Below are 16888 nucleotides of genomic sequence, written 5' to 3'. Positions count from 1 at the left end.
TAGGTCGGGGATTCGTCGTTTTTTCTTCGGGGCCGGGCACGGTCCGCCGAGCCGGAGCCCTCTCACCTGCCCAGACGCGGGGCGAGCGCGGTGGTGACCAGAACGGTGTGCAGGCGCGAGGTGAGGGCGAGCAGATCACGCACCGTCTCCTCGGCGCCCGCCTTCGCCCGCGCTCCCCTTCGGTGCAGGAGCGGCGCGACGATCTGTTCGACCAGGGCCGCCTCGCGGTCGGCGGCGGCCTTGGTCTGCCGCAGGTGGCGCGGCTCGACGCCGTACCGCCCCAGGGCGGCCACGAGCCGGGCCACCACGAGCGCGTCGCCGTCGTAGACCACCGCCGCGTCGCCCCCGCCTTCGCCCGGGCGCGGACGGTGCGGCTGGATCAGGCCGAACTCCTCGAGTCGGGCCAGGTCGGCGTCCTGGATGCCCGCCGCGGCGATCAGGCCGGACCGGTCGAGCAGCACCGTGGTGCCGTCCCGACCGGCCGAGCCCGCGTCACCGTCGGCGTCCGCGGGCCGATCCGACTCGGCCGTTTCGGTACCGGCCGGCTCCAGCCCGCGGTCCATCGCGTCGAGCTGATCCTTGATCACCCGGAGCGGCAGATAGCGATCGCGCTGCACGCGCAGCACGTACCGCAGTCGATCGATGTCGGCGGGGCCGAACTTGCGGTAGCCCGAGGGGCTCCGCTGCGGCTCGATGAGCCCTTCCGCCTCGAGGAACCGGATCTTGGAGATGCTGATGTCCGGAAACTCGGGACTCAGCAGGGTCAGGACCCCGCCGATGCTCAGGGAGACCGATCCGGCCGCCGCCGGACTCACCCGCTCACCCCGTCCCCATCTGCGTGTGGCGGCTCGGGAAGAAGACCAGGCGGTACTTGCCGATCTGTACCTCGTCGCCGGGCGCGAGCGGGACCTCGTCGATCCGCTCACGGCCCACGTAGGTGCCGTTCAGGCTGCCGACGTCGGCGACCGCGAAGCCCCCGGCGGTGCGACGGAACTCGGCGTGCTTGCGCGAGACCGTCACGTCGTCCAGGAAGATGTCGCTCTGCGGGTGCCGACCGGCCGTGGTGCGGTCCGAGTCGAGCAGGAAGCGACTGCCGGAGTTGGGACCCCGGCGGACCACGAGCAGCGCGGTGCCCGGCGGCAGCGCGTCCACCGCGGCCTGCGCCTCGGGCGTGAGGATCTCGCGGGGCGCCGGTTCCGCGTCCAGCGCCTCGATACCGCTGATCGAGATCGTCGAGGTCTGCTCGGAGGCGCGCTCGGCGCCCGCGCCGAGCCGGGTGCCGCAGTTGGAGCAGAAGCGGTTGCCGGAGGGGTTGTGATGCCCGCACGCGCTGCACACCACCACGTCGGCCTCCTGACCCGATCCGGTCGAACCTCGACCTTCGGTCGAGAGTTGCCCGAAACTTATGCGCGCCGTGTGTTCCGGGTCAACAGCGACATGCCCGGCAGTCGCATCGGAACCGTCCGAATTGGGCGGCGGCATGGCAGGAGCGCCGGCGGACGCCCCGTAGGGGGTGCCCGGAGGCATCGTCGGCGGGGCGGCCGGCGGCGGGCCGGGCCTCCCCGCATCGGCAGCCGGCGTGTCGCCGGAGCGACGGGAACGACCGAACAATTTCGCGAACAACTTCACGGGCGAACCTCCCCGAGAGAACCTGGCCCGCCCGTGGGGCAGGAGGAGTGGGTCGTGGTGATGGACTGCCTACCGCTTCGCCGGGCCGTCAGGAGCCAAGGCTGTTCTGATAGGCGGCCGCGTCCAAGAGCGCGGCCGGTGCGGCGGGGTCGTCGGGGCGTACCTCGAACATCCAACCGTCGCCGTAGGGATCGGAGTTGACCAACTCCGGTGCGCCGTCGAGCACATCGTTGACCGTGGTCACGATGCCGTCGAGCGGCGCGAAGAGGTCGCTGACACTCTTGGTCGATTCCAGTTCGCCGCAGGGCTCCCCCGCCACGACGCGAGTGCCGACCGGCGGCAGCGTGACGTAGACGATGTCACCGAGCGCGTCCTGCGCGAATTCGGTGATGCCGACTCGCACCGTTCCGGAGATCTCCTCCATGACGCGCACCCACTCGTGCTCCGTCGTGTACGCGAGATCTGCGGGGTACATGCGGACAGCCTGCCCTTCTTGCCCTGATGAGTGATGCACCGACGGCGACCGGCGGACTGATTCTGTCAGGTGTGCTCACCCGTTACCGGCGCCCGGTGCCGAGCGAGCGTAACCAGGCTTGTTCGCAGGCCGCAAGGCGTCGATCTGCACCTCCTGCGAGGGGGTGATGATGGCCCCCGCCTGCTTCTTCTCCAGGGTCTTGACGACACCCCCGGGGATGTTCAGGGCGGGCTGGAGATCCTGCGGATTCCCGATCACCTTGAAGACGTACGGCGGCTGCACCTTGACGCCGTCGATCATCAGCTCGCCCGGCGGTGTGCCGTTGAACCAGGTGCCGGCCACCACCCGCACGTCGTTGATCTGGATCACCTCGGCGCCCGCCGCGCGCAGCTCCTGGAGCGTGTCGAGCAGCACGTCGCCGCTCACCGTACGCTGCGGGTCGGTGATGGTCAGCGTGATGCCCGGGCCGGTGGCCTTGACGGTGCCCGCGAGGACGCCGAGCGCGTCCGCCTTGGCCTCGTTCTGTTCGCGGGCCTCCTGGACCCGGTCATTGCTGTTCTGGAGCTGCGTACGGCTGGTCTCCAGGCGGTGCTTCTCGTCCTCCAGGCGCCGGGTCCGCTCGCCGAGTTCGTCGAGCACGCGCACCAGGTCCTCCTGGCGCGCGCCGCGCAGCGGGTCGGATTCGGTGTTCGACCTGACCTGGATCGCCAGGCCGGCGCCGAGCGCGAACAGCAGCACGGCGCCCACGAGTTGGGCCCGGCTCACGCGTGGCGGCCAGAACGCGTCCAGCAGCCTGCGGCGGCCCGGCTGATCGTCGATCGGCGCGTCCTCGTGCTCGGGCGGCTCGATATCCGGACCGGGGTCCGCCCCCGCGCCCGCCCCCGCGCCGACCCCCGCGCCAACCCCGGGAACGAGGTCGGCGGTCGGGCCGGGAACCGTGTTCGAATCCGTTTCGAGCCCGGGCGTGTCGCGCGCTCCCGGGTACGCCCCCGCGCGACTCTCGCGCGCCTCGTGCGCCGACTCGCGGATCGGCGCCGTGATCGGCGCGATCTCCGACGTCACCTCGCCGGCGTGCTCGCGGATCCGCTCCCGGATGTGGCGACCCTCGTGGTAGAGGTCGACCGGGCGCCGGCTCTCGATCGTGGGCTTGCGCGCGGAGGACGTCTCCGGTTCGGGCTCCTCGCTCGCGTCGTTCGCGTCGCTCCCTCGCGGCAGCCCCAGCTCGCGGGGGTCCTCGTCGTGCCGGGCGTGCCGCCCGCGCGTCTCGTCCGATTCGTCGGCCATCTGTGACTCCCCGTCAGGCCCGGAAGACGTGCCGGCGGATGGCCGCGGCGTTGGAGAAGATCCGGATGCCGAGTACGACCACCACACCGGTGGACAACTGCGCGCCGACGCCCAGCTTGTCACCCAGGAAGACGATCAGGGCGGCGACGACCACGTTCGACAGGAACGAGACCACGAAGACCTTGTCGTCGAAGATCCCGTCGAGCAGCGCGCGCAGACCACCGAAGACCGCGTCCAGCGCGGCCACGACCGCGATGGGCAGGTACGGCTCCAGCTCGTGCGGGATCACGGGTCGGGCGATGTACCCGACCACGACCCCGAGGACCAGGCCGAGGACCGCGATCACTGTTTGTCCTTCCGTTCGGACGGTTTCTGCGACGGTATGCGCGTGCCGGTCGGCGGCGCCGAACCGGTCGGGGTCCCGCTGCCGCGGCCCGAGGGCGTGGTGGACGGCGTGCTCGACGGCCGTGTCGCCGGCGGGCTCGAGGGCGGGCTCGACGGCGGGGCACCCGGCACGGCCGCGTAGCGCAGCGACGTGCCCAGCGCGGCGGGCAGTTTCAGTTTCTTCTGGGCCGCCACGTTGACCCGGATGCCGAAGTTCTCCTGGAGCTGGCGCAGATAGCGTCCGTCCGCGCCGACCATGAACTCGACCTGCATCGGCTTCGCGTCGCCGATCGCCAGGATCGTGTACGGCGGGGCCAGTGGTCGGTTGTCGACCAGGATCGAGGCTCCTGCGGCGCGGATCGCGGACAGCGCGGTGAGCCGCTGGTCGTTGATCGCGATCGCCTCGGCGCCGGCCTTCCACAGCCCGTTCACGAGCCGTTGGAGGTCGCGGTCCAGGATCCGACCGTCTGCGGCGTTCTCGGCCTGGCGCGGGTCGGAGGAGCCGTCGGTGCTGTCGGTCTCCTTGGCGTCGTCCGCGACGACCTTCAGGCCCGGTCCCTCGACGGGGTCGGATCCGGAGAGCAGGGCGAGCAGCTGGACCTTGTCCTTGGCGCCCTTGGGCAGCGCCAGCTCCTGGATCGCTTCCACCTCGTCGCGCAGCCGCTCGACGGTGCCCTGGAGCGTGTCCACCTCGGTCTCGTCGGTGTGGATCCGGTCGACGAGCTGGTGCCGTTCCCGCTCGGCCTGCGGCGCCGCGGCGTGCACCCGCATCGCGGCGATCATCAGGATCATCGCGATCAGCGCGACCCCGACGACGGCGAGCAGGCGGGCCGCCGGGCCCTTGTTCATGCCGGTGTCGCCGCGCACGGCACGCCGGGCGGTGGCCTCCGCGTAGCCCGCGTCGAGGCTGTTCGTCATCATGTCCACGAGCAGCGACATCGAGGCGTCGGGCCGTCTGTAGCGGCTCGTCCCTGGTGTCTCCGGCGATGACATGCGCCCCATCGTTCCATGTCCGACGGAGTGCTCGATGCGGGGTCCCGTACGAGATCCGGCCGCGGTTCGCACGAAGCGATCCGCGGCCGGGGAAGACCCTACAAGACGGGCTCGGTCAGTCGCCCGCGTGTTCCACGACCCGGCTCCATTCGTCCAGGAGTTCGTCCGCCGCGTCGTCGTCGGGACCCTCGGCCCAGACGTGTGTGACCGCCTCGGCGGGGTCCGGCAGGACCAGCGCCCAGCGGCCGTCGGTCTCCACCACGCGCACGCCGTCGGTGGTGTCGATCTCGCGGTCGCCCGCGGCCTCCACGACCCGGCGCATGACCATGCCCTTGGCCGCCCACGGCGTCGGCACGTCGCGCCGCCGCACGTGCGCGCGCGGGATCCGCGCGTCGATCTGGCTCAGCGTCAACTGGGTGCGCGCGACGAGGCCGATCAGTCGGACGAACGCCGCGGTGCCGTCGAACACGGTGCTGAACTCGGGGATCACGAACCCGCCGCGCCCGTCGCCGCCGAAGATCGTGTCGTCGGACTGGGCCGCGCGCGCGAGGTCGTCCGGCGACGTGGTGGTCCACTGCACCTGGACCCCGTGGTACGCCGCGACCTGCTCGGCGATCCGGGTCGTGGTGACCGGCAGCGCGATCCGCCCGCCGCCGCGCTCGGCCGCGACGCAGTCGAGCAGGACCAGCAGCGCCCGGTGGTCGTCGATGATCCGACCGCGCTCGTCCACGAGCGCCATCCGCTCGCCGACCGGGTCGAACCGGACGCCGAACGCGGCCTTGGAGGAGGACACCAGCTCGCCGAGCCGGATCAGCCCCTCGTGCCGCTCGTCCGCGGTCTCGGTGGGCCGCGCGTCGTCGAGCCCGGAGTTGACCGTCAGCGCGTCGATGCCGAGCCGGCCGAGGATGCTGGGCAGCAGCAGCGCGGCGTTGCCGTGCGCGGCGTCGACCACCACCTTGAGCCCGGACTCGGGCACCCCGGTGATGTCGAGCGCCTTCAGCAGCGAGCCCGAATAGCTGTCGAACGGGCGTGCGGGGAAGGTCAGTTCGCCGATCTCGCCGGGGAACGCGCGGCGGTACTCCTGGCGCGAGAAGACCCGGTCCAGCTTGCGCTGCGCGGCCTGCGACAGGTCGGCGCCGCGCTCGTCGAAGAACATGATGTCGACCGAGTCCGGCACCCCGGGGGTGGTCCGGATCATGATCCCGCCGGCGGACCCGCGCGCGGTCTCCTGGCGGGCCACCGGCATCGGCACGTTCTCCAGGTCGCGCACGTTGATCGCACTGGTCTGCAGCGCCGAGATGACCGCCCGCTTCAGGGCCCGGGCACCACGCGAGTGGTCGCGCGCGGTGGTGACCGTGGCGCCCTTCTTGAGCGTGGTGGCGTAGGCCCCGGCGAGCCGCACCACGAGTTCGGGGGTGATCTCGACGTTGAGGATGCCGGAGACCCCGCGCGGGCCGAACAGGTACTTCTGGCCGCGTGATTCCCAGATCACCGACGTGTTGACGACGGCGCCGGCCTCGATCGTCTTGAACGGGTAGATCCGCACGTCCCCGGCGACCAGGGACTCCTCCTCGATCAGGCACTCGTCCCCGATGACCGCGCCCTCCTCGATCCGGGCGGCGCGCATGACGTCGGTGTTCTTGCCGATCACGCAGCCGCGCAGGTTCGTCTGCGGGCCGATGTACACGTTGTCGTGCACGACGGCCTTGTGCAGGAACGCCCCGCGCTTGACCACCACGTTCGAGCCGAGCACGGTGTGCTCGCGGATCTCCACGCCGCCCTCGACCTTGGCGTAGTCGCCGATGTACAGCGGCCCCTTGAGGATCGCCTCGCGGTCGACCTCCGCGCCCTCGGCGACCCACACGCCCGGGGAGAGCTCGAAGCCGTCGATGTCGACGTCGACCTTGCCCTCGAGGACGTCGGCCTGGGCCTTGATGTAGCTCTCATGCGTGCCCACGTCCTCCCAGTAGCCCTCGGCGACATAGCCGTAGATCGGCTTGCCCTCCTTGAGCAGCTTCGGGAACACGTCGCCGGACCAGTCGACGGACACGCCCGCGGCGACGTAGTCGAACACCTCGGGTTCCATCACGTAGATGCCGGTGTTCACGGTGTCCGAGAAGACCTGACCCCAGGTCGGCTTCTCCAGGAACCGGTCGACCCGACCCTCGTCGTCGATGATCGTGATGCCGAATTCGAGCGGGTCGGGCACCCGGGTCAGGCACACCGTGACCATCGCGCCCTTGGCCCGGTGGTAGTCCACCAGCGCCGTGAGGTCGAAGTCGGTGAGCGCGTCGCCGGAGATGACCAGGAACGTGTCGTCCTTGAGCGCCTCCTCGGCGTTCTTGACGCTGCCCGCGGTGCCGAGGGGGGTCTCCTCGTTCGCGTACGTGAGGCTCATGCCGAGTTCTTCGCCGTCACCGAAGTAATTGCGCACGAGGGACGCGAGGAACTGCACGGTGACCACGGTCTCGGAGAGTCCGTGCCGCTTGAGGAGCCGTAGCACGTGCTCCATGATCGGTCGGTTGACGACCGGCAGGAGCGGCTTGGGCATGCTGGAGGTCATCGGGCGCAGGCGAGTGCCTTCGCCTCCGGCCATGACGACGGCCTTCATCGGTCTCGTCCTCCTATCGCGTCACGCCACCCGCACCCTCGGCTGAATTGCCGGGGCCGGGTGGCGTGCCTTGAGTACCTGGCGATCGCTCCGCTACCTGGCGGTCGCCGAGCGACTCGCCTTGTCCGCGGCCACGAGGCGCTTGGCCTGGGCTGCGTAGAGAACTCCTGCCCACCAGTACAGGCCGGTACCCCACCAAGCGAACGCCCATCCGAAGATCGCGGCGAGAGTTGCGACACGTCCGGTTCCGTCGCTGAACAACAGCAGGGGGAAGGAGTACATGAGATTGAACGTCGCGGCCTTGCCGATGAAGCTGACCGAGAGCGCGCCGTAGCGGTGCCGGCGCAGGATCAGCAGCACCACGCCCATGAACACCTCGCGGCCCAGGATGATCGCGGTGAGCCAGATCGGAATGATCTCGCGCCAGGTGAGGCCGACCAGGGTGGCGAGCACGTAGAGCCGGTCGGCGGCCGGGTCGAGGATCGCGCCGACCTTGCTGACCTGGTTCCACTTGCGCGCGAGCTTGCCGTCGAGGTAGTCGCTGACGCCGCTGAGCATCAGCAGCGCGAGCGCCCACAGGTCGTGCTTGGGGCCGCCGAACTCGGGCCACAGGATGAGCCACAGGAAGACGGGCACGCCCAGGAGGCGCGCGAAGCTCAGGGCGTTGGGGATCGTCAGGACCCGGTCGCTCGGAGCGTCGACGCCGCCGACTTGCTTGTGCGGCTGCGCCGTGTCCACTTGGGCCTCCACTGGGCCTCTGCTTTCTGGTGGGGATCTCGTGCGATGTTCGCCGTTCAGCCTAGTGCGGCCGTGCCACACGGCCTGAATCCGGCCCGTGGGGCGCTCGCGGGCGGCGAGCCGCGGGCCGGCTCGACGAGCGGACCCGGCGGCGGCCCATCCGACGGGGGTTTGAAGACTGCCCTAGCGAGCCGTACTGCTCACGCGGTCCGGGGTGGCGGCCGGCTCGCGGGGCGTGAGCGGGGTCGGCAAGGGGGTGCGGTCGCGCAGGATGGCCGCGACCAGGACCAGGGTGAGCGCGATGCCGGCGAACAGGTAGCCGTTGCCGAGGAGGAACTCGATCGGCGTCCAGTGCTCCTCACGACTGTTGTCCCGGGGCGCGAGCCAGATCAGGCCCCACGGCTGGAGGGTCTGGCCGCCGTCCCAGTCGCCCCCGGTGTTCAGCCGGAGCGGCCAGGCGGCGAAGTACAGGAAGAACACGCCCGTGAGCCACCACCACAGCGGCCGGGCCCGGATCACCGCGGTGTGCACGAGGAGCACGAACGCGGGCACGATCCACACCCAGTGGTGCGACCACGAGATGGGCGACACGAACAGCGACAGGCCGCCGGTGATCACGACGCCGACCAGTTCGTCGCCGCGCAGCGACGCGCGCGCGGCGGCGAGCAGGCCGAGCGCGCCGACGATCAGGCAGACCAGCAGCCACAGCCCGGTGGCGGCGCCGCCCTCGCCGAGCATGCGGGTGAACATGCCCTGCACGGACTGGTTGTTGAGGGTGCCGACGCTGAGTTGGTCGTTGACCTTGCCGCTGATCGAGACGATGTGCGACCAGTAGTAGGCGGACGCGGCCGGCGCGGTGACCAGGCCGACCACGACAGTCGCGGCGAACGCGCCGGTCGCCACACCGGCGGCCCGGAACCTGCGGGTGATCAGCAGGTAGACGATGAAGATCGCCGGGGTGAGCTTGAGGCCGGCCGCGACGCCGACCCCGATGCCCTTGTAGCGGCGGCTGTCCGGCAGGGCGAGGTCGAGCACCACCAGGGCCAGGAGCAGGACGTTGATCTGCCCCCACACGAGCGTCCACTCGACCGGCTCCAGCCACAGCACCGCGGCGAACGTGGCCGCGGAGACGCCGAGCCGACCCAGCCCGCGGCGGTAGCCGAGCATTCCCCACGCGGCCCATACGACGGCGAACAGCGCGAGCATGCTGCCGATCGCCATGAACCATTTGAGGCCGGTGAAGCCCAGCGGCAGCAGGACGTAGAAGAGCAGCCCGGAGAACGGGGGGTAGATGAAGGGTAGTTTCTTACCCTTCCAATACCCGTAGTTCTCCGTGTACATCGAATTGTCGTCGTTGCGGAACGCGTGCGCGGCGTCGTGATAGACGCTCAGATCGAGCATGTGCCACATGTCACGGCGCCCGAAATACGTCCATAGCGCCCACAGTCCGACCGACAGGACGAACAGGACACCGCCGACGACGGCGACCCGGCCCGGGCGACGGGGCTCCCGGCCGCCTCCACCCGTGAAGGGAATGCGTGGCGCGAGCGTCAGCAGCTCGCGGCAGGTGGTCACGAGCACGCGGGGGAAGGACATGTCGGTTGGGGACTCCACAACTGCACGGTTCAATGGGCGCCTGGCCGGGTGGCGCCGGGTCAGGATATCCACACGGCCGGTTCGACACTGTTGCCAGTGTTGCGACCGAGAATCGGTGAACACTCCCGATCACGGCCCTGGACCCGGGCCGGAGCGGGGGTGGCGTCGTCCGGCGACGGTCGGTCGACGGGTTCGGCGGACCGAGCGTATCGGCTTCGTACGGGCGGCTCGCCGGCTTTCGCCGCGTTGCCGCGAAGGCCGGCCCAATCGTGATCATCGCGGTGGGCCCGGCGGCTCCGGCTCAGTCGCGGTCCTCGTTCGCACGCGCCCGTGATCGGCCCACCTCGGCGTAGAAGCGCAGGACCTCGAGGTCGTCCACGGAGCCCGGGTTGACCGCGTCCTCCAGCCTGCGGCCCTGGAGCAGCTTCTTGACCGGGATCTCGATCCGCTTCCCGGTGAGGGTGTGCGGGACGCCGGGCGCCGCGATGATCTCGTCGGGCACGTGCCGGGGCGAGACCTCCTCGCGGATGACCGAGCGGATCCGGGCCTCGAGCGCGTCGTCGAGCGTGTACCCGGGCGCGGTGACCACGAACAGCGGCATCCAGTAGCCGCCGTCGGGCAGTTCCAGGCCCACCACGAGCGATTCGCGCACCTCGGGCATGCGTTCGACCGCCTCGTAGATGTCGCTCGACCCCATTCGCACGCCCTGCCGGTTCAGCGTGGAGTCGGATCTGCCGTGCACGACGACGGTGCCGCGCCCGGTGAGCGTGATCCAGTCGCCGTGCCGCCACACGCCCGGGTAGACGTCGAAGTAGCTTGCCCGGTAGCGCTCGTCGCCCGGGTCGTTCCAGAAGTGCACCGGCATCGACGGCATCGGCCGGGTGATCACCAGCTCGCCCACCCGGTCCACGACCGGCCGACCGGCCTCGTCCCACGCCTCGACGGCGCAGCCGAGCGCGCGGCACTGGATCTCGCCGAGGTACACCGGCAGGTCGGGGCTGCCGCCGACGAACGCGCTGCACACGTCGGTGCCGCCGCTGACCGACGCGAGCCACATGTCGGCGCCCACCTCGCCGTAGACCCAGCGGAAGCCGTCCGGCGGGAGCGGCGAACCGGTCGTGCCGATCGCCCGGATCCGGCTCAGGTCGTGCGAGTGGCGCGGCGAGAGCTCCTGCTTGCGGCAGGCCATCACGTAGGCGGCGGAGGTGCCGAACCAGGTCACCTCGGCGCGCTCGGCCACGGTCCACTGGGCGTCGGGGCCCGGATGGCCGGGGCTGCCGTCGTAGAGCACGATCGTGCTGCCCGCGAGCAGGCCGCCGACCAGCAGGTTCCACATCATCCAGCCGGTGGAGGTGTACCAGAAGAACCGGTCGCGCGGGCCGAGGTCGAGCTGGAGCGCGGCCTGCTTGAGGTGTTCGAGCACGATGCCGCCGTGGCCGTGCACGATCGCCTTGGGCAGGCCGGTGGTGCCGGACGAGTACAGGATCCACAGCGGGTGGTCGAAGGCGACCCGCTCGCAGGCCGGCCCCGTCCCGTCGCCCGGGCGCCCGATCACGTCGGCCCACGGCAGCACGTCGGCCGGCACCGGCTCGTCGAGCAGGGGAACGTGCAGCACGTGCCGCACGCTCGGCAGGCCCGCGCGCAGCTCGGCGACCACCTCCGTACGGCGGATCTCCTTGCCGCCGTAGCGGTAGCCGTCGACCACGATCAGCACGACCGGTTCGATCTGCTGGAACCGGTCGAGCACGCTGCGCGCGCCGAAGTCGGGCGCGCACGCCGACCACACCGCGCCGAGCGCCGCGCACGCGAGCAGGCCGACCACCGCGTGCGGGGTGTTGGGCAGATAGGCCGCGACCCGGTCGCCGGGTCGGACGCCCAGCTCGCGCAGCGTGTCCGCGCAGGACGCGACCTGGCGGCGCAGCTCGGCCCAGGAGATCTCGCGCGGCTCCAGGTCCTCGTCGAGGTAGACGATCGCGGCCCGCTCGGGGTCGCCGTCGTCGGCGTGGCGCAGCGCCTGGCTCGTGTAGTTGAGCCGGGCGTCGGGGAACCACCGCGCGCCGGGCATGGTCGGCTCCGCGAGCACCACGTCGCGTGTGCCCAGGTCGAGCCCGAACCAGTCGCACAGCGAGCCCCAGAACGCCTCGGGCTCGGCGGTGGACCACTCCCACAGCTGTGCGTAGTCGTCGGCTCGGACGCCGCGCTCGCGGGCGAGCCAGGCGCGGTAGCGGGTGACGGCAGCGGCGGCGATCCGTTCGCTGGAGGGCTGCCACAGCAGTTCGGCTCGCTCGCTCGATTCCGTCATGGTTCGGCCCCCTCCGCGTGGTCTGCTTTCCGACCCTCCCATCTCGGGCCCCGGTACGCATCCCCCGAGCGGGTCGAAAGGATCTTCTCCGGACTCTGGACGCGCCGGGTGGAACGCGGGATGTTACCGACGGGAAACAAGTCCGGCCGAGGAGGCTTCGCATGCCCACCACGCACGGCGACACGACAGAGCGCGAACGCGTCGCGGAACGACTGCTCGCGGCGTCGCACGCACACGCGTTCGATCCGATCACCGACGTCGACTGGGACGCGCCACTGGTCGACGGCGCGTTCTTCCTGCCCGAGCACCGGGTCAGCCTGTACGGCACGCCCACCTGGGAACGGATGAGCGAGCGGCAGCGAATCGACCTGTCCCGGCACGAGGTCGCCTCGATGGCGAGCGTCGGGATCTGGTTCGAGGTCGTGCTCATGCAACTGCTGGTGCGGCACGTCTACGACCGGCCGCTGACCTCGCGACACGTGCAGTACGCGTTCATGGAGATCGCCGAGGAGTGCCGGCACTCGACGATGTTCGGCAGGCTGATCGACAAGCTGGAGTGCCCCGAGTACGGGCCCGGCCGCTACGCGCACACCGCGGCGCGGGCGATGAAGACGTTCGGCTCGGGTGTCCAGGCGTTCGCGATGGCGCTGATCGCCGAGGAGGTCCTCGACACGATGCAGCGCGAGATGATGGCCGACGAGACGCTCCAGCCGATCACCCGGCGAACGGCGCGCATCCACGTCGTCGAGGAGGCCCGGCACGTGCGGTACGCCCGCGACGAGGTGGCCCGCGGCGCCCCGCACATGTCGGCGGCCGAACGGGCGATCACCCGGCTGGCCCTGGCCCGGGCCGCGCACATCATCGCGACCCGGCTGATTCACCCGGACGTGTACGCGGCGGTCGGTCTGGATCCGATCGTGGCCCGCCGGGTCGCGCGCGCGAATCCGCACCGCCGGGAGACCCTGGGCCACTGGTCCAAGCGGTTGATCGCGTTCTACGACGAGCACGGCCTGCTCGGCGGCCCCGGGCTGCGGCTGTGGCGGGCCTCGGGTCTGATGGGACGTCAGATCTAGTACGGGGTCGAGCCGACGGTGTGACCGTAAATACCCCGTCCGAGTTGGCGCCCGGAACTGACGATCCGTCAGAATGTGGTCCAGACGCACTTCATACGAGATGGCCAGACGAGTTGGAGGGCCCCGTGTCGAAGGACCACAAGCCTGTGGTCCCCGGTTGGTTCACCACGTCCGGGGAGGACTTCTCCCTCCTCGGCACCCGGTGTACCGCCTGTGGGACCGTGTTCTTCCCCCGCCAGGAGAGCTTCTGCAGCAACCCGGCGTGCACCGGCACCGAGTTCGCCGAGGTCCCGCTGTCGCGGCGCGGCACGGTGTGGTCCTACACCAACGCCGGGTACCGCCCGCCGGCCCCGTTCGTGTCCGACCCGGACGCCGAGTGGAAGCCGTTCACGATCATCGCGGTGCGCCTGGAGGCCGAGGGCCTGATCGTGCTCGGCCAGGGCGCGCCCGGGGTCACCGTGGACGACCTGAAGGTCGGCGTCGAGGTCGAGATCGTCCCCGGCGTGCTGTACGAGAACGACGAGCACGTCTACACGACGTGGAACGTCACGCCGGTCGTCCGGTCGAATGGAGCCGCCGCATGAGCACCGACCGCGAGATCGTCGTCCTGGGCGCGGGCATGCACCCGTGGGGCAAGTGGGGCCGCAACTTCGTCGAGTACGGCGTCAAGGCCGCGCAGGACGCCCTGAAGGACGCGGGCGTCCGGTGGCAGGACATCCAGTACGTGGCCGGCGCGGACACCATCCGCAACGGCTACCCGGGCTTCGTCGCGGGCGCGACCTTCGCGCAGGCGCTCGGCTGGACGGGCGCGCGGATCTCCAGCAACTACGCGGCCTGCGCGTCCGGCTCGCACGCGATCGCGAGCGCGCGGGCGCAGATCCTCGCGGGGCTGTGCGACGTCGCGCTCGTGGTCGGCGCCGACGCGGCCCCCAAGGGCTTCTTCGCGCCGGTCGGCGGGGACCGCCCGGACGACCCGGACTGGGTGCGCTTCCACGTGCTCGGCGCGACCAACCCGGCCTACTTCGGGATGTACGCGCGCCGCCGGATCGACCTGTACGGCGCGTCCGTCGAGGACTTCGCCCGGGTCAAGGTCAAGAACGCGCGCAACGGCCTGGCCAACCCGAACGCCCGCTACCGCAAGGCGTTCACGATGGAGGACGTCGCGGCGTCGCCCATCGTGTGCGACCCGCTGCGCCTGATGGACATCTGCGCCACCTCCGACGGCGCGGCCGCGGTGGTGCTGTGCAGCAAGGAGTTCGCCGCCCGGCACACCACCGACCCGGTGCGGATCTCGGCGGTCTCCACGGTCAGCCCGACGTTCCCGAGCGCGCTCATCGAGATGCCCGACATCGCGACCGACTCGTCCGCGGCGGTGGCTCCGAACGAGTTGTCCTTCCGCGCCTCGCTCGCCCACGCGGCCTACGAGGAGGCCGGCATCGGCCCCGAGGACCTGAGCCTCGCGGAGGTCTACGACCTCTCCACCGCCCTCGAACTCGACTGGATCGAGGACCTGGGCATCTGCGCGCGCGGCGAGGCGGAGAAGCTGCTCCGCGACGGCGCGACCGAGATCGGCGGCCGGATCCCGGTCAACGCGTCGGGCGGCCTCGGCTCGTTCGGCGAGGCGGTCCCGGCCCAGGCGATCGCGCAGGTCTGCGAACTCACCTGGCAGCTGCGCGGTGACGCGGGCGATCGCCAGGTCCAAGGAGCCAGGGTCGGCATCACCGCCAACCAGGGCCTGTTCGGCCACGGTTCGTCGATCATCGTCACGCGGTAGGGATTTCCCCGAAACGATCCCGGTGTCGGTGGGTCCGTGTGCCGGTTCGGCCGCGTGCCGGTTCGGCCCCACCGCCGCCGGGATCATTGGTGTGTGTGGAGGGTTCTCGGATGGGTTTTCCGGATGGCGTCGGTGTGGTCGACCTGCTCATGGGGCTGCCGAACCGGGATCGGCGATGGTGGGCCACCGCGATGGCCGGGACGCTGCGGGACGAGGACAGTCGCAGCGGGATGACGCATCCGGCCGGCTACATGTTCAAGGATCTGCCGAACCTGGAGCGGACCGACTCCTCGGCCGAGGACCTGCTGCGCGAGATGGACCGGTTCGGGGTGGAGAAGGCGCTGATCCCGGTCTCGTTCGAGGACGAGGCCACGGTCGAGGCGGTGCGCCGGCACCCGGATCGGCTGCTCGGCAGCTTTCAGGTGGATCCGACGAACGTGATGGAGGGCGTGCGCGGGTTGCGCCGGGCGCACGCGGAGGCGGGCGTCGTGGCCGCGACGTTCTTCCCGTGCGGATGCACTCCCCCGGTGCCGATCGACGACCGATCGGCCTATCCGATGTACGCCACATGCGTCGAGCTGGGGCTGCCGGTGTTCGTGAACGCGGGCATCCCCGGGCCGCGGGTGCCGGCCGCGGCGCAGGAGGTGATCCGCTTCGACCGGGTCTGCTACGACTTCCCCGAGCTCACGGTCGTGATGCGGCACGGGGGCGAGCCGTGGTGCGATCTCGCGGTCAAGCTGATGCTCAAGTGGCCGGGCCTGCACTGGTCCTCGTCCGCGTTCGCGCCCAAGCACTACCCGCGCGAGATCGTCGACTACGCGAACACGCGCGGCGCCGACAAGATCATGTACGCGGGCTACTTCCCGTACGGGCTGACCCTGGACCGGATCTTCGCCGAGCTGCCGAACGTCGGCTTCAGGGACGAGGTGTGGCCGAAGTTCCTGCGCACGAACGCGTTGCGGGTGCTGGGCCGGTGATCAGCCGGCGGCGGGTGCGAGGGCGAGCGCGGCCTCCAGTGGATCGGCGTCCGGGCGCGGGTCGATGACCGCGAGCACCGGGACGGTGACGCCGGCGTCGGTGTAGCGGCGGATCTTGGCACGGCACTCGGCGGGGCTCCCGTGCACGATCAGGTCGTCCAGGACCGCGTCCGGGACCAGGTCGAGCGCGCGCTTGCGGTCGCCCTCGGCCCACGCCGCCCACATCGGCGCGAGTTCCTCGCCCCGGCCGAGCCAGCGGTGGAACTCGGCGTACACGGGCACCGTGAGATAGCTCGTGATCATCCGCCGGCCGATCGCCCGGACGGTGTCGCGGTCCTCGATCGGCAGCACGAAGATCCGCGCGACGATCTCCTTGTCCGGTCCGCCCTCGTGCACGTACGGCACGACCCGCTCGACGTCCTCGGCACCGAGCCAGTTCAAGATCGCGCCGTCGGCCTCGCGGCCGGCGAGCCGGAGCATGCCCGGGCGCAGCGCGGCGACCAGAATCGGCGGCGGCGTCCGCGGCGGGCGGGACAGTCGGAAGCCGCGGACGGCGAAGGTCTCGTACTGCTCGGTGACCTTCTCCCCGGTGAACGCCGCGCGCAGGAACCGCACGGTGTCCCGCACCCGCCGGTAGGGGCGGTCGAAGCTCGCGCCGTTCCACGCCTCGACGATCGGCGCGGACCCGGCGCCGATGCCCAGTCGGAAGCGACCCGGGGCGAGTTCGGCGAGCGCGGCGGCGGTCATCGCCAGGGTCGCGGGGCCGCGGGTGTACGGCGAGACGATCGCGGTGCCCAGGTACACGTCGGGGTCGGCGAGCGCGGCGACGGAGAGCGGGGTGAAGCCGTCCAGGCCGTCCACCTCGGCCGACCAGATGTCGGTGTAGCCGGCCGAGCGCAGTTCCCGGATCAGCCGCGGATGGTCGGCGAGCGGGGCGTTCAGCGGAACCGTGATGCCGTAGCGGGCCTGGGCCATGCGAGCTCCTCCGCGGTCTTGATGATTCGTCAGGACTATCACAGCCGCGTGGAGGTCGGCCGCGTCCCGCGGGGTTC

15 protein-coding genes are annotated in these 16888 nt (G+C 71.0%); 4 read left to right on the top strand and 11 right to left on the bottom strand.

Going from position 1 to position 16888, the window contains the following annotated elements; translation table 11 throughout:
* Nucleotides 1-62 precede the first annotated feature (62 nt).
* The 10 genes from OG928_RS30890 to OG928_RS30845 form a co-directional block, all read right to left on the bottom strand.
* Complete coding sequence (locus OG928_RS30890; RefSeq protein ID WP_406289859.1) at nucleotides 63-815, bottom strand: MerR family transcriptional regulator; 753 nt, start codon at nucleotides 813-815, stop codon at nucleotides 63-65.
* A gap of 4 nt (nucleotides 816-819) precedes the next feature.
* Nucleotides 820-1344: an FHA domain-containing protein gene (locus OG928_RS30885; RefSeq protein WP_406289857.1), complete on the bottom strand. Its 525-nt coding sequence runs from the start codon at nucleotides 1342-1344 to the stop codon at nucleotides 820-822.
* A 373-nt stretch (nucleotides 1345-1717) separates the two neighbouring features.
* Nucleotides 1718-2104 (bottom strand): glycine cleavage system protein GcvH, encoded by a 387-nt coding sequence (gene gcvH, locus OG928_RS30880; protein WP_406289855.1) that lies wholly within the window; start codon nucleotides 2102-2104, stop codon nucleotides 1718-1720.
* A gap of 75 nt (nucleotides 2105-2179) precedes the next feature.
* Nucleotides 2180-2953: a DUF881 domain-containing protein gene (locus OG928_RS30875; RefSeq protein WP_406291307.1), complete on the bottom strand. Its 774-nt coding sequence runs from the start codon at nucleotides 2951-2953 to the stop codon at nucleotides 2180-2182.
* A 448-nt stretch (nucleotides 2954-3401) separates the two neighbouring features.
* Entirely contained in the window at nucleotides 3402-3734 is a 333-nt protein-coding gene (locus OG928_RS30870) for a small basic family protein (protein WP_161359440.1), read from the bottom strand.
* Entirely contained in the window at nucleotides 3731-4765 is a 1035-nt protein-coding gene (locus tag OG928_RS30865; RefSeq protein WP_406289853.1) for a DUF881 domain-containing protein, read from the bottom strand. The genes OG928_RS30870 and OG928_RS30865 overlap by 4 nt, the downstream gene beginning before the upstream one ends.
* Before the next feature lie 115 nt (nucleotides 4766-4880).
* A complete protein-coding gene (locus tag OG928_RS30860) occupies nucleotides 4881-7376 on the bottom strand; it encodes a sugar phosphate nucleotidyltransferase (RefSeq protein ID WP_406289851.1) in 2496 nt (831 codons plus the stop codon).
* Nucleotides 7377-7469: 93 nt separating this feature from the next.
* A complete protein-coding gene (locus OG928_RS30855) occupies nucleotides 7470-8114 on the bottom strand; it encodes a CDP-alcohol phosphatidyltransferase family protein (protein ID WP_406289849.1) in 645 nt (214 codons plus the stop codon).
* Between the two features lie 183 nt (nucleotides 8115-8297).
* Complete coding sequence (locus tag OG928_RS30850; protein ID WP_406289848.1) at nucleotides 8298-9710, bottom strand: glycosyltransferase 87 family protein; 1413 nt, start codon at nucleotides 9708-9710, stop codon at nucleotides 8298-8300.
* A gap of 301 nt (nucleotides 9711-10011) precedes the next feature.
* Nucleotides 10012-12012, bottom strand: coding sequence for an acetoacetate--CoA ligase (locus OG928_RS30845; RefSeq protein ID WP_406289847.1), 2001 nt, complete (start codon nucleotides 12010-12012; stop codon nucleotides 10012-10014).
* 161 nt (nucleotides 12013-12173) lie between these two features.
* On the opposite strand from OG928_RS30845, the gene OG928_RS30840 reads away from it, so the two are divergent.
* The 4 genes from OG928_RS30840 (at nucleotide 12174) to OG928_RS30825 (ending at nucleotide 15836) form a co-directional block, all read left to right on the top strand.
* On the top strand, nucleotides 12174-13085 hold the full coding sequence (locus OG928_RS30840) for a diiron oxygenase (protein ID WP_406289845.1): 912 nt from the start codon (nucleotides 12174-12176) through the stop codon (nucleotides 13083-13085).
* Between the two features lie 125 nt (nucleotides 13086-13210).
* A complete protein-coding gene (locus tag OG928_RS30835; protein ID WP_406289843.1) occupies nucleotides 13211-13669 on the top strand; it encodes a Zn-ribbon domain-containing OB-fold protein in 459 nt (152 codons plus the stop codon).
* Nucleotides 13666-14859 (top strand): lipid-transfer protein, encoded by a 1194-nt coding sequence (locus tag OG928_RS30830; protein ID WP_406289841.1) that lies wholly within the window; start codon nucleotides 13666-13668, stop codon nucleotides 14857-14859. The genes OG928_RS30835 and OG928_RS30830 overlap by 4 nt, the downstream gene beginning before the upstream one ends.
* 110 nt (nucleotides 14860-14969) lie before the next feature.
* On the top strand, nucleotides 14970-15836 hold the full coding sequence (locus tag OG928_RS30825) for an amidohydrolase family protein (RefSeq protein WP_406289838.1): 867 nt from the start codon (nucleotides 14970-14972) through the stop codon (nucleotides 15834-15836).
* Here OG928_RS30825 and OG928_RS30820 read toward each other — a convergent pair whose 3' ends face one another.
* On the bottom strand, nucleotides 15837-16811 hold the full coding sequence (locus OG928_RS30820; protein WP_406289836.1) for an LLM class F420-dependent oxidoreductase: 975 nt from the start codon (nucleotides 16809-16811) through the stop codon (nucleotides 15837-15839).
* Between the last annotated feature and the right edge of the window lie 77 nt (nucleotides 16812-16888).

The organism is Embleya sp. NBC_00896, assembly GCF_045207785.1.
Taxonomy (GTDB): Bacteria; Actinomycetota; Actinomycetes; order Streptomycetales; family Streptomycetaceae; genus Embleya.
Note: the sequence above shows the minus strand (reverse complement) of the source record. Positions and strands in the feature narration are given on the sequence as shown.